At 71.9% G+C, this 13,127-nt stretch carries 10 protein-coding genes; 7 read left to right on the top strand and 3 right to left on the bottom strand.

Features of this window, described 5'->3' with window-relative positions:
* Positions 1-22: 22 nt before the first annotated feature.
* The gene (locus tag H343_RS28765; protein WP_486586773.1) at positions 23-2,152 is read left to right on the top strand and encodes a neutral/alkaline ceramidase; all 2,130 of its coding nucleotides are present in this window, start codon (positions 23-25) and stop codon (positions 2,150-2,152) included.
* Between the two features lie 116 nt (positions 2,153-2,268).
* On the opposite strand, the gene H343_RS0103700 is transcribed toward H343_RS28765, so the two are convergent.
* The gene (locus H343_RS0103700) at positions 2,269-3,618 is read right to left on the bottom strand and encodes an alpha-lytic protease prodomain-containing protein (RefSeq protein WP_028430027.1); all 1,350 of its coding nucleotides are present in this window, start codon (positions 3,616-3,618) and stop codon (positions 2,269-2,271) included.
* Positions 3,619-3,979: 361 nt separating this feature from the next.
* On the opposite strand from H343_RS0103700, the gene H343_RS0103695 reads away from it, so the two are divergent.
* Entirely contained in the window at positions 3,980-4,588 is a 609-nt protein-coding gene (locus H343_RS0103695) for an LAETG motif-containing sortase-dependent surface protein (RefSeq protein ID WP_028430026.1), read from the top strand.
* 161 nt (positions 4,589-4,749) lie between these two features.
* Here H343_RS0103695 and H343_RS0103690 read toward each other — a convergent pair whose 3' ends face one another.
* Both H343_RS0103690 and H343_RS0103685 read right to left on the bottom strand, forming a co-directional pair.
* Complete coding sequence (locus H343_RS0103690; RefSeq protein WP_028430025.1) at positions 4,750-5,976, bottom strand: acetyl-CoA C-acetyltransferase; 1,227 nt, start codon at positions 5,974-5,976, stop codon at positions 4,750-4,752.
* A gap of 228 nt (positions 5,977-6,204) precedes the next feature.
* Positions 6,205-7,107 (bottom strand): LysR family transcriptional regulator, encoded by a 903-nt coding sequence (locus H343_RS0103685; protein WP_028430024.1) that lies wholly within the window; start codon positions 7,105-7,107, stop codon positions 6,205-6,207.
* 210 nt (positions 7,108-7,317) lie between these two features.
* Between H343_RS0103685 and H343_RS0103680 the strand changes: the two genes are divergently transcribed.
* From H343_RS0103680 to H343_RS0103660, 5 genes are all read left to right on the top strand, one after another.
* Positions 7,318-8,235: a CoA transferase subunit A gene (locus H343_RS0103680; RefSeq protein WP_028430023.1), complete on the top strand. Its 918-nt coding sequence runs from the start codon at positions 7,318-7,320 to the stop codon at positions 8,233-8,235.
* Between the two features lie 102 nt (positions 8,236-8,337).
* Entirely contained in the window at positions 8,338-9,105 is a 768-nt protein-coding gene (locus H343_RS0103675; protein ID WP_028430022.1) for a 3-oxoadipate--succinyl-CoA transferase, read from the top strand.
* A gap of 39 nt (positions 9,106-9,144) precedes the next feature.
* The gene (locus H343_RS0103670) at positions 9,145-10,713 is read left to right on the top strand and encodes a 3-hydroxyacyl-CoA dehydrogenase NAD-binding domain-containing protein (protein ID WP_028430021.1); all 1,569 of its coding nucleotides are present in this window, start codon (positions 9,145-9,147) and stop codon (positions 10,711-10,713) included.
* A complete protein-coding gene (locus H343_RS0103665) occupies positions 10,710-11,885 on the top strand; it encodes an acyl-CoA dehydrogenase family protein (RefSeq protein WP_037902279.1) in 1,176 nt (391 codons plus the stop codon). Before H343_RS0103670 ends, H343_RS0103665 begins: the two co-directional genes overlap by 4 nt.
* 136 nt (positions 11,886-12,021) lie before the next feature.
* Positions 12,022-12,825: an SAM-dependent methyltransferase gene (locus H343_RS0103660; RefSeq protein ID WP_028430019.1), complete on the top strand. Its 804-nt coding sequence runs from the start codon at positions 12,022-12,024 to the stop codon at positions 12,823-12,825.
* Positions 12,826-13,127: the final 302 nt, after the last annotated feature.

Raw genomic sequence — 13,127 nt, 5'->3', positions numbered from 1 at the left:
GTAGCCCTACCGAGGAGCACCCGTGAGTGGCACCCACCCCCACATGCCGCCGCCCGCCGAGCCCGAGGAGACCCCGCCCGAAGACCCACGTACGAGCCGCCGCACGGTGCTGCGCGCCGGCACCGCGGCGGCGGGCCTGGGCCTCGCCGGCACCGTCGCCGGCTCCGGGGCCGCCCTGGCAGCCCAGCCGGGCAGCGCCGCGAAGGCCGCCGCGGAGGAGCCCTATCTCGCGGGGCGGGGCGTCGCGGACGCCACGGGCGAGATCGCCGAAGTCGGAATGATGGGCTACGGACGCGTCGACCAGCAGGCGCAGGGACTGCACACGCGGCTGCGCGCCCGCGCCTTCGTCTTCGCCGACAAGTCCACTGACCAGCGTGTCCTGCTGGTTGTCGCCGACACCGCCATGATCTTCGAGAGCGGGCACCAGGCGGTGCTGAGCAGGCTCTCCGAGAAGTACGGCGACCTCTACACGCACCGCAACGTCATGATCACCGCCACCCACACCCACTGCGGCCCGGGCGGCTCCTCGCACCACCTGCTCTACAACGTCACCACGCTGGGCTTCCACAAGAAGACCTTCCAGGCCCTGACCGACGGCATCGTCGAAGCCGTCGACCGTGCGCACGCCGACGTCGCCCCCGCCGAACTCACCCTGACGCACGCCGAGTTGAAGGGCGCCAGCGCCAACAGGTCCCGTGAGGCCTTCGAGCGCAACCCCTCGGACGTACGCAGCCACTTCCCCGACGCCGTCGACCCGCAGACCTCGCTGCTGCGCATCGCACGCGGCGGACGCACCGACGGCGCGGTCAACTGGTTCGCCACGCACTGCACCAGCATGTCCGGGGAGAACAAGCTCATCAGCTCGGACAACAAGGGCTATGCCGCCCACCACTGGGAGCACGAGGTCGAAGGGGTCGACCACCTCGGCGACACCGCGCCCGGCTTCGTCTCCGCCTTCGCACAGACCAACGCCGGCGACATGTCCCCGAACCTGGACCTGCAACCGCCCACAACCCCCGCGGACTTCGACAACACCCGCGCCAACGGCCTGCGCCAGTACGAGGCCGCCGCACGCCAGCTCGACCAGCGCGGGCAGAGGATGACCGGTGGCGTCGACGCCCGGCTGGTCTACATAGACCTCTCCGATGTGACCGTGGAGGCGGAGTACACCGGTGACGGCCGGGCGCACAAGACGTCCAAGCCCGCGATCGGCGCGTCCATGGCGGCCGGAAGCCTCGAGGACGGTCCCGCCTTCCCCGGCTTCGACGAGGGCGAGAACCCCTTCTGGGACGCCGTCTCGGACTCCGTCATCTACGAGGCGTCGCCCGAACTGCGCGAGGCACAGGCGCCGAAGGGGATCTTCGCCCCGGTCGGCGAGATGAACCGCATATATCCCTGGGTCCAGGAGCGGGTGCCCGTGCAGCTGCTGCGCATCGGACAGCTGTATCTCATCGGCGTGCCGGGTGAGGTGACGATCGGCGCCGGCCTGCGACTGCGGCGCACGGTCGCCGAGACGGTCGGGGCGGAGGTGCGCGACGTCCTCGTCGCCGGCTACGCCAACTCCTACTTCCACTACCTGACCACGCCCGAGGAGTACGACTCCCAGCAGTACGAGGGCGGCAGCACCCTCTTCGGCCGCTGGCAACTGCCCGCGCTGCAGCAGACGGCGGCGCGGCTGGCGAGGGCGATGCGCGACGGCGAGAGCCTGCCGATCGGCCCCGTGGCTCCGGACATCTCCGGCAAGGCGCTCTCGCTGCAGCCGCCGATCGTGGTGGACGCGCCGCCGCTGTCGCACGAGTTCGGCGACGTGCTGACCGCGCCGCGCGCCAACTACCGGGCGGGGGAGCGGGTCACGGTCGTCTTCGCGGGGGCCCACCCCGGCAACGTGCTGCACCGTGGCGGAACATACCTGCGTGTGGAACGGCGGCAGGACGGCCAGTGGCGCACCGTCGCCGACGACGGCGACTTCTCGACCACCTTCCGGTGGGAGCGCTACGGCATCGCCGCCTCGAAGGTCACCGTCACCTGGGACATCCCCGACGGGACGGCTGCCGGGGAGTACCGCGTCCGCTACGAAGGGGACGCGAAGCCGCTGGCGGGCGACCCGAAAGCCATCTCCGGCACCAGTCCCGGATTCTCCGTGGGCGGCTGACGCCCGTAGCCCCGCCGCACGTACGGGCGTCACACGCACGCAGGACCCGGCTCCCCGCCGGGTCCTGCGTCACGCGCCACGCTCGGGGAACCACACCCGCGTGGCTCCCCTGCCCGTCACTGCTGTTGCTGCTGCTCCGCCTCGCCGGCGCCGCCCTCACCGATGGTGGCACCGGTGGCCTCCAGCGCCGTGGTCACCGGCTGGAAGAAGGTCTCGCCGCCCTGGGTGCAGTCGCCGCTGCCGCCCGAGGTGAGGCCGACGGCCTGGTCCTGGGAGAACATCGCGCCGCCGCTGTCGCCCGGTTCGGCGCACACGTCGGTCTGGATGAGCCCGTTGACGATGTCGCCGCCGCCGTAGTTCACCGTGGCGTCAAGGCCGGTGACGGTGCCCTCGGACAGGCCGGTCGTGCTGCCGCTGCGCTGCACCTCCATGCCCACCGCGGCCTCGGCCGCACCGGTGATCTCCTGCGTGCCGCCCTGGCCCTGGCCCAGCGGGTCGAGGTTCACGGCGCTTGTGGGCTGGGCCGCCGCGTCGTCGTAGCCGAGGAGGGCGAAGTCGCTCTCGGGGAACTGCGAGTCGGCGACGGTGCCGAGGGCTTCCGCTCCGGCCTCGTCGGACGTCCAGCTCTCGGCCGCGTTTCCGCAGTGGCCCGCGGTCAGGAAGGCGGGTGCGCCGTCGACCTCCACGTTGAACCCGAGGGAGCAGCGGGTGCCCGCGGCGAAGATGGCGTCGCCGCCGAGCACGCCTTCGGCGGCGTCTCCGCCCGCTCCGCCGTCCCCGGCGCCGCCCGCGTCGTCGCCGGCACCACCCGCGTCTTCGCCGGCGCCGCCGGCGTTCTGGCCCGCTCCGCCAGCGTTCTGTCCGGCCCCTCCGGCGTTCTGTCCGGCGCCGCCCGCGTTCTGGCCCGCGCCGTCGTCGTTCATGCCGCCGGAGTGGTCTCCGGTGAAGGGCTTGAACTCGCCGCTCGACCGCTTGACGGTCATCTTCTCGTCCATGCCCGCGGCGGTCTCGTTGAGGTTGTCCCAGCCCTGGCTGTCGACCGTGCGGTCAGCGAGTACGACGACCTGGTTGGTACGGGGGTCCACCGACCAGGCAGTGCCGGGGACGGAGGCGTCGCCGGCGAGGGTGTCGCTGACCTTCTTCAGCTCGGCCTTGGAGTTCTCGACGATTCTGGCCGTCGCGCCGCGCTGCTCGACCCGCTCCGCGGTCTCCTCGTCGAGCACGTTCATCACGAGGCGGTTCTTGGACTTGCCGTCGAGGAACCAGCCCGCCGTGCTGTCGCCGTTCTCGTCCGCCAGTTCCGAGCCCATCACAGCTGCGGCCTTGGCCGTCGTGGGCCCGGGGCGGGGCTGCTGCTCCTGGCCCGCGTTGGCGTACGGGAGGAGGATGGCAGCCGTGGCCAGTGCCGCGGTGCCTGCGCCCGCTATCACATAGGCCCGTTTCTTGTCCTTGCGTCGATGGCTCAACTCACTGACCTCCCCTGGGTGGTGGGCCGGCCCCTCTGCCGGCCCGGCGCAGTGGCGCGCCATGAAAAACAGGTACTCGCTCGTCCGTGTTCGTGGTCGAGAGCACTCAATGTCCGTGAGTTTGCGACGCCGTTGCTTCTGAGGCGGTAGGGTCAGCGGGTTCCAGCGGTGACCGGGCGGGCAGCCACCGGACCGCACGGGGGAAGGGAACACCGCTCACGGTCATGTCTGAACTGCCCCTTTCGCAGCGCCTGTTGCCGGAATGGGGGGTGGGGACGGTGAGCGGTGGACCGAGGAGTACCGTGCTGTCCTTGCACGACATCCGCTTCGCACACAGCTTCTTCACCATCAGAGGGAGATCATGACCGCTACTCGCCAGAGATACCGCTCCGCCGCGCTCGCCACGGGCGTAGCCGCTCTCGTCGGCACCGGGATATTCGTCGCCGCCCCCGCCTCCGCCCACACGCCGGGCTGGGAGGTCGACTGCTCCTCGGTGTCGGTCAACCTGACCAACTACAACGCGGGTGTCGAGAACACCGTCGTCATCAAGGCCGGTGACAAGACCGTCCTGCCGCTGGAGAAGTTCGGCAAGGCGTTCAACAAGAAGCTGGACCTGCCCGAGCACTCCTCCCCGCTCGAGGTCCGTCTCGTGGTGAAGGCCGGTGACGGCGAACAGCACTCGCGCGACGAGAAGAAGATGTCGCCCGTGTGTGAGGACACGCCCACGCCCACACCCACGCCCAGCGAGAGCTCCCCCGCCCCCTCGCCCAGCGAGTCCAGCAGCGAGGCTCCGGCGCCCCCCGCCGAGGAGCCCAGCACCGCACCGAAGCCCGAGGGCGGCAGCGACGACCTCGCCGAGACCGGTGCCTCCAGCGCCACCCCGATGATCGCCGGTGCCGCCGGTGTCGTTCTCGCCGCGGGCGCCGGCCTGGTCGTGGTCTCCCGCAAGCGACGCTCCGCGCAGAACTGAGACCTCCCGCGCGTTCGCCGGCACAGCCGGTGAGGGGTCCGCCAGCCGTCCCACGGCTGCCGGACCCCTCGTTCCGTTACGGTTCTCTCTGTCGGACGCGCCTCGCGGCACGCCCCCCCCGGAGAGCCCTGTGCCCCGCCCGCGGGGTGCCCGGCGGCCTCTCAGCCGGTGACGCGTTCGAAGACGGCCGCGAGCCCCTGCCCGCCGCCGATGCACATCGTCTCCAGCCCGTAGCGCGCGCCGGTCCGGTGCATGTGATGCGTCAGCGTCGTCAGGATGCGCGCCCCGGTGGCGCCCACGGGGTGCCCCAGCGAGATGCCGGAACCGCAGGTGTTGACGCGCTGCTCGTGGTCCGTCTCCGTCAGACCCAACTCCCGTGTGCAGGCCAGGACCTGAGCGGCGAACGCCTCGTTCAGCTCGATGAGGTCCATGTCGGCCAGCGAGAGACCGGCGCGCTCCAGGGCAGTGCCGGTCGCCCGTACGGGGCCGATGCCCATCGTCTTCGCGGCAACCCCGGTACGGGCGAAGGAGACCAGCCGCACCAGGGGTGTGAGGCCGAGCCGTTCGGCTGTGCCGGCGGTGGTGACCAGGCAGGCGGCGGCCGCGTCGTTCTGGCCGCTGGCGTTGCCCGCGGTGACCGTGGCCTCCGGGTCGGCCCTGCCCATCACCGGGCGCAGTGCGGCGAGTTGCTCCGCCGTGGTCTCCGGCCGCGGGTGCTCGTCCACTTCGACGACGCTCTCGCCCCTGCGGCCGCGGACGGTGACCGGCGCGATCTCCTGGGCGAACCAGCCCTGCTCCATCGCGTGTGCGGCCCGCTGCTGCGACCGCAGTGCCAGTCCGTCCTGCTCGGCGCGGGTGATGCCGTACTCGCGGCGCAGGTTCTCGGCCGTCTCGATCATGCCCCCGGGCACCGGGTGGTTCTCGCCGCCGGCGGTGACCCGCCCGCGGGCGAGCGCGTCGTGCAACTGGAGGCCCGGACCCTTGATGCCCCACCGCCCCTCGTGCGTGTAGTAGGGCGCGGCGCTCATCACCTCGACCCCGCCCGCTACGACGACCTCGCTGAAACCCGCCCGTATCTGCATCGCGGCGTCCAGCACCGCCTGGAGTCCGGAGCCGCAGCGCCGGTCGATCTGGACGCCCGTCACCGAGTCGGGGAGCCCTGCGTCCATCGCGGCGACACGGCCGATCGCGGGCGCCTCGGACGTGGGGTAGGCGTGCCCGAGAACGACCTCGTCGATCCGGGCGCCGTCGATGCCCGCACGCGCGACGATCTCCGAGATGACGTGTGCCGCGAGCGCGGCGGGACGCTGCCCGGACAGGGCGCCGCCGAATCCCCCGATCGGGGTGCGCAGCGGCAGGCAGACGACGACATCGTGCTGAGCTGACATGGGCTACGGCCTCTCCCTGGCTGGCTTACGGGCTTACGGGCTTACGGGCTTACGGGCTCACGGGCTGGTCGGCTGGACGCGGACGGTCTGCTGCCCGCCGCGGGCGGGCGTGCCCGCGAGGCGCCCGGCCGCCTGGCCGGGTCACGCCTCCCGGTCCCGTCCGACCATTCCACCGCGCACTATTCAGGTCCAATATCTGATTCGCCTTGGACTGATACGCCACCGCACCTAATCAGCGCCCGCAGGAGTCGGCAGTGCCTCAGCGGCCACGTCCAGCACGCTGCCCAGCGCCGCCGAGGGGTTGTCCGTACGCCAGGCCAGCGCCGCCCGCAGCACCACCGGCGGCCCGGCGAGCGGACGGTAGACCAGGCCCGTCTGCTGGATGTGCATGCACGAGGTGAGCGTGAGGGTGACCCCGACGCCCATCGCGACCAGCGCCAGAATCGTGTACGAGTCCGGTGCCTCCTGCACGATCCGGGGGTTGTGCCCGGCGGCCTCGCACGTGCGGACCGTCTCGTCCCGCAGGCTGGACCCGGTGCGCGCGGGGAAGCTGACGAACGGCTCGTCGGCCAGATCGGCGACGTCGATCTGCTCCCGCCGCGCCAGCCGGTGGTCGGAGGGCAGCGCGCAGACCAGTTCCTCCTGGGCGATGACCCTGTGCCCGACGCCGGGCTGGGTGACCGGAAGCCGTACGAAGCCCAGGTCCAAGGTGCCGTCCGCGACGCGCGCCAGGGCGCGGTTGGCGTAGGTCTGGCCGCGCATGACCAGCTCGATGCCGGGGTGGGCGGCCCGGACGGCGCGCGTGAGGCGGGGCAGGCTCGCATGGCTGGAGGCGCCGGCGAACCCGACGCTGACCCGTCCGTACTCGCCGCGTCCGGCGGCCTTCGCGACGCGTGTGGCGATGTCCAGGTCCTCCAGGACCGTACGGACGGGCCCCAGGAACGCCTCGCCTGCGCTGGTCAGACGCACCGAACGGGTGCTGCGTTCGAAGAGCTGCACGCCCAGCTCCTTCTCCAGCTGCCTGATCTGCTGGCTCAGCGGCGGCTGGGCCATCTGCAGCCGCCTGGCGGCGCGGCCGAAGTGCAGTTCCTCGGCGACGGCGACGAAGGAGTTGAGGTAGCGCAGTTCCACGGGAGCCCCAGCCGGCCAGTTATCTGTTTCGCGTCTCAAACTGACCTTAATTCGGTATTGGACGCCAATCAATGGGTGGTGGGAGCGTGGAGCGGACCCCGCATGCCCCGTGCCGAGGAGACTGACGTGGAGAGCGCGACGGACCGCAGGACGACGCAGGCGACCGCACCGGAGAAGCCGGCACCGGACAGGACCGCGCCCGACAAGACCATGACCATGCGGGAAGCCGTCGCCGCCTTCGTACGGGACGGCGACACCCTCGCCCTCGAAGGCTTCACACATCTGATACCCACCGCAGCGGGGCACGAGATCATCCGCCAGGGCCGCCGCGACCTGACCGTGGTGCGGATGACCGCCGACATCGTCGTCGACCAGATGCTCGCGGCCGGCTGCGTCACGAAGCTGGTCTCCTCCTTCGTCGGCAACTCCTCCGCCGGCTCCCTCGGTGAGCTGCGCCGCCGTGTGGAGAGCGCGGAGCCCGAACCGCTCGTCTTCGAGGAGTACAGCCACTACGGGATGATCTGCCGCTACCTCGCGGGCGCACAGCGGCTGCCCTTCTACCCGCTGCGCAGCTACGGCGGCAGTGATCTGCCGCAGGTCAACACCGCGCTGCGCAAAGTGACTTCGCCCTACCCGGGACCGGACGGCGAACCCGAGCAGATCTACGTCGTCCCGCCCGTGAACCCTGACGTGACGATCGTGCACGCCCAGCGCGCCGACCGTGCGGGCAACACCCAGATCTGGGGCCTGACGGGCGTGCAGGCCGAGGCCGTCTACGCCGCCCGCAAGGCCGTCGTCGTCGTGGAGGAGGTCGTGGCGGACGAGGTCGTACGCTCCGACCCGAACCGCACCCTCATCCCCGCCCACGCCGTGGACGCCGTCGTGGTCTGCCCCCGCGGGGCGCACCCCTCCTTCGCGCAGGGCTACTACGACCGCGACAACGCCTTCTACCGCTCCTGGTCCGCGGTCAGCAGGGACAAGGAGCGGCTGACGGCCTGGCTCGCGGAGTGGGTGTACGGCACCCGCGACCACGCCGAGTACGTCGACAAGCTCGGCCGCGACCACTGGGACGCGCTCGCGGTCGGTGAGGCGATGAGCCTGCCCGTCGACTACGGGCGGCGACTGTGACCCCCGGGCCGGGGCTCCCGGACTGGGACTCCAGGACCGAGACCCCCGACAGCCCCGCCGCTTGCCGCGTCCCGACCCGCCGCACACGGAAGTGAGCCGCACATGACCACCGAGACCGTGACCTCCTCCGAACTGCTCTCCGTCGTCGCCTCCCGTGAACTGGCCGGGAGGCGCACGGTGTTCGCGGGGATCGGACTGCCCACCCTGGCCGCCTCGCTCGCCCACCTCACCGTCGCGCCCGGACTGGAGATCGTCTACGAGTCGGGGGTGTGCGGGGCGCACCCCTCGCACCTGCCGGAGACCATCGCCGACGCCGTACTCATCACCGGCGCCGAAGCGGTGCTGGCGATGCCCGCGCTCTTCGGTTCCGTGCTCCAGGGCGGCCACATCGACGTCGGCTTCCTCGGCGCCGCGCAGATCGACAAGTGGGGCAACCTGAACTCCTCCGTCATCGGCGACTGGCACCACCCCAAGGCGCGGCTGCCCGGTTCGGGCGGGGCCAACGAGGTGATGGCCAACTCCCGCGAGGTGTTCGTGGTGATGCGCCGCCACGACCCGCGCTCCTTCACCGAGAAGCTCGACTTCTGCACCTCGCCCGGCCCCGACCGTGCGCTGGCCGACGGCATCCGGCCACTGGGCGCCGGAGTCACCCGCGTCATCACCGAGCTGGGCATCCTCGCCCGTGAGGGCGTCGGCGAGGAGCTGCGGCTGACGGCGCTCCGCCCCGGTGTCACGGAGGAGGACGTGCGCTCCGCCACCGGCTGGGACCTGCGCACCGCCGACGACCTGACCGTCATCGAGGAGCCCACAGCCGCCGAACTGGCCCTGCTGCGCGAGGATGTGGACCCCGACCGCGTCTATCTGCGCTGACACGGGAGCGCCCGCGGGCCGAAGAGAGCTGGAGGGAACATGCGCATCAGGATCGTCGGGTCCGGAGTCATGGGCCGCGGCATCGCCCAGTGGGCGGCCACCGCGGGCCACACCGTCGAACTCGCCGACGCCCGCCCGGAGTCGGTCACCGAGGCGGTCGCCTTCGTCCGCGGGATGCTCGAACGGGCGGCGCACAAGGGCCGGATGACCCGGAGCGAGGCCGAGGCGGCCCTGGGACGTCTGGTGCCGCTTCAGGACCCCTGCGCGGCACCCCGCTCCGGCGCGGGGGAGGACGAGCAGGCGCCGGAGCTCGTCATCGAGGCGGTGCGCGAGGACCTGGAGACGAAGGCCGCGCTCTTCACCGAGCTGGCGAAGGTGCTGCCGGAGCGGACCGTCTTCGCCACCAACACCTCCTCGCTCCCGGTCACTCAGATCGCCGCACGGCTTCCCGACCCCGGCCGCCTGGCGGGGCTGCACTTCTTCAATCCGGTGCCCCTGATGAAGATCGTCGAGGTCGTGCCCGGTGCCGCCACCCGCGAGGGCATCCCCGCAGCCCTCACCGCCTTCGTCGAGAGCTGCGGACACCGCGCGGTCACGGTCGCCGACACCCCCGGCTTCCTCGTCAACCACGCGGGACGCGGACTGGTCACCGAGGCGCTGGCGCTGCTGGAGGAGTGCGTCGCCGTCCCCGCCGACCTCGACGCCGTCGCACGTGACGTGCTCGGCCTGCGCATGGGCCCCTTCGAACTGATGGATCTCACCGGACTCGACGTCACCGCCTCCGTCATCGACACCATCTGGCGCGGCTTCCACCACTCGGAGCGGCTGCGGCCCTCGTATCTCACCGCCAACCGTGTCGCCGCGGGGCTCCTGGGCCGTAAGAGCGGACGCGGCTTCTACCCCTACGGCCCCGACGCACCCGACGATGCCGCCGCTCCCACCCCCGCACCGGGAGGCGGCGACGCCTCCCGCAGCGTCACCGTCGTGGGGGAGGGCAGGGACGCCGAGATGCTGCGCCGCGTACTGGGCGGCGGCCCCGCTGCCGAACAGGCCCCCGGCGGCCTGGTGTTCGTCCCCACCTGGGGCACCACGGCGGCCGCCGCGGTCGCCGCACACGGTCTGCCGCCGGCCTCCACTCTCGGCGTCGACCCGCTCTCCCTGTCCACCGGGCGGCGCGTGCTCGCCTTCACCCCGGCCACGGCTCCGGAAGCCGTACGGGACGCGGCGGCCGTCCTGGCCGCCGCGCCGGCGCCCGCTTCCGCCGCCGGCCATCCCGCTCCCGCACAGGTGACCGTCGTACGGGACACCGCGGGGTCGGTGGCCCAGCGTCTGCTCTCCTCCGTCGTCTCGGTCGCCGCGTCCGTCGCCGAACGGCACATCGCGGAACCCGCGGACATCGACCTCGCGGTCACGGCAGGTCTGGGCTACCCGCACGGACCTCTCGCGTGGGGCGAGAGCATCGGCGCCGCACGGATGCTGGCGCTCCAGCGTGCCCTGCACGAGACCACCGGCGACCCCCGCCACCGGCCCACCCGCTGGGTCACCGAGCGGGCGCAGCTGGGCCTGCCGCTGACGGCACCGGACACCCCGCAGGAGAGGCGCCCATGAACACACCGGCCCTGAACCCGAGGGACTTCGGCCTCACCGAGACGCAGCGCGACATCCGGGCCATGGCCGCGGACTTCGTCGACGCGGAGATCGTGCCGCACGCCCGCGAGTGGGACCGCGCCGAGCGGGTCGCCCCCGAGATCGCGCAACGGCTGGGCGAGTTGGGCTTCCTGGGCCTCACCGTCCCGGAGGAGTGGGGCGGCGTGGAGGCCGACATGCTCTCGTACGTGCTGGTCACCGAGGAGCTCGGACGGGGCGACTCCGCGGTGCGGGGCATGGTCTCCGTCTCGCTCGGCCTGGTGACCAAGACCATCGCGGCGCACGGCAGTGACGGGCAACGCCGGGAGTGGATACCGCGGTTGGTCAGCGGCCGGGCGCTGGGCTGCTTCGCCCTGACCGAGCCCGGCACCGGGTCCGACGCGGCTTCCCTCAGTACGCGGGCCACGCGGGACGGCGGCGACTGGATCATCGACGGCAGCAAGATGTTCATCACGAACGGCACCGTCGCAGACGTCGCCCTCACCTTCGCCCGTACGAGCGAGACCGGCATCACCGCGTTCCTGGTCCCCACCGACGCACCCGGGCTGACGGCCACCGAGATCCACGGCAAGCTCGGACTGCGCGGCCAGGCCACCGCCGAACTCGCCTTCGAGGGCGTACGCGTGCCGGACTCCGCCCGTCTCGGCGAGCGCGACCGGGGACTGGGCATCGCACTCGGCGCGCTCTCCCGGGGCCGCATCTCGGTGGCCGCGGGCGCGGTCGGCCTCGCTCAGGCCGCGCTGGACGCCGCTCTCGGGCACGCCGCGCAGCGCGAGCAGTTCGGCAGGTCCATCGCCTCCTTCCAGCTGGTTCAGGAGCTGCTCGCCGACTCGGAGGTGGACCTGCGGGCGTCCCGGCTGCTGACCCGCCAGGTGGCGTGCATGGCCGACGCGGGCGCCTCGCCCAAGCAGTACGCGACGGACGCCTCCGTCGCGAAGTACCACGCGAGCGAGACCGCGGTGCGGGTTTCCAACAACTGCCTCCAGGTCTTCGGAGGTTACGGCTTCATCGACGAGTACCCGGCCGGCAAGTACCTGCGTGACGCCCGGGTGCTCACCCTCTACGAGGGCACCAGCCAGGTGCAGAAACTGATCATCGGCAGGGCCCTGACCGGTGTGGACGCGATGAGTTGACGGCCACGACGGCGCCGGGGACGGCGGCGGCGACGCGAACGGCCCGCTTCCGGCCGGATCGGGACTGCTCGGTGTCCGCGATCGGTGAGACAGTGTGTCGCCACGACCGGCGCGTGGAGAGGCGGGAGAGGCAGCAGTGACGGACGACGAGATCGACACCGGCAGACCCCATCCGGCCCGCGTCTACGACTACTGGCTGAACGGCAGCAACAACTACGCGGTGGACGCCGCCGCTGCCGAGGAGGTCGTGCGGGTGTGGCCCGGCGTGGTCCTCGGCGCCCGGCTCAACCGCGGCTTCATGCACCGCGCGACGCGCTGGCTGGTGCGCGAGGCCGGCGTACGGCAGTTCCTGGACATCGGCTCGGGCATTCCGACCGAGCCCAACCTGCACCAGGTCGCGCAGGCAATCGCGCCGGAGACCCGGGTCCTCTACGCCGACAACGACCCGGTCGTGCTGCGGCACGCGCAGGAGTTGCTCAGCGGCACGCCGGAGGGGCGTACGGCCTGCCTCCGCGCCGACTTCACCGATCCGGACAGCATCCTCGGCTCGCCCGAACTGCGCGAGACCCTGGACCTGGAACGTCCGGTCGCTCTCTCGCTCATCGCGCTGCTGCACTTCATCACCGACGAACGCGGGGCGTACGAGATCGTCGGACGCTTCATGGACGCCCTGCCCCCGGGCAGCTACCTCGTCCTCTCGCACGCCACGGCGGACTTCGACCCGGATCTGCTCACGCGCGTCGCCGAGGCGTACCAGTCGACGGTGGCCGAGGGGCAGATCCGCTCCAGCTGCGAGGTCAGCCGCTTCTTCGAGGGCCTGGAACCGGTCGATCCCGGCGTCGTCGTCGCCCACCGGTGGCGGCCGGAGGCCCAGGACCCGCACGCGGACGTCACCGACGCGGAGTTCCCCGTCTACGGCGGCGTCGCGCGCAAGCCGTGAGCCGCGCCGTTCCCCGTCCCCCGGCCGCGGGCGGGCAACGGGGCGTGCGGTGCCCGAAGGTGCCCGCGCATGCTTCGACCAGCCGGGGGTAACTGCTGGCCAGACAGTCCCGAGGCCCCCCGGGGGTGCTGGCGCATGAACGATTTCCTGAGTGGCATGAGCAGAAAGGCAAAGGGCACGGCGAAAGGGATGAACGGACAGAAGGCAGCGAAAGTGACACCCGGGAAGACCACGAAGAAGGCACCTGCGAGGACTTCCGCGAAGTCGACGTCGAAACCGGCCGCGAAGACGGGGGCGGCATC

The sequence above is a fragment of the Streptomyces sp. TAA204 genome (genome assembly GCF_000424965.1).
This window is presented reverse-complemented; position numbering and strand designations above follow the sequence as displayed.

Excerpts from the sequence above, each read along its gene's own strand:
- H343_RS0103675 (WP_028430022.1), top strand. The coding sequence starts at position 8,338 with ATGACCACCGAGACCGTGACCTCCTCCGAACTGCTCTCCGTCGTCGCC.
- H343_RS0103680 (WP_028430023.1), top strand. The coding sequence starts at position 7,318 with ATGACCATGCGGGAAGCCGTCGCCGCCTTCGTACGGGACGGCGACACC.
- H343_RS0103695 (WP_028430026.1), top strand. The coding sequence starts at position 3,980 with ATGACCGCTACTCGCCAGAGATACCGCTCCGCCGCGCTCGCCACGGGC.
- H343_RS0103670 (WP_028430021.1), top strand. The coding sequence starts at position 9,145 with ATGCGCATCAGGATCGTCGGGTCCGGAGTCATGGGCCGCGGCATCGCC.
- H343_RS0103665 (WP_037902279.1), top strand. The coding sequence starts at position 10,710 with ATGAACACACCGGCCCTGAACCCGAGGGACTTCGGCCTCACCGAGACG.
- H343_RS0103690 (WP_028430025.1), bottom strand. The coding sequence starts at position 5,976 with ATGTCAGCTCAGCACGATGTCGTCGTCTGCCTGCCGCTGCGCACCCCG.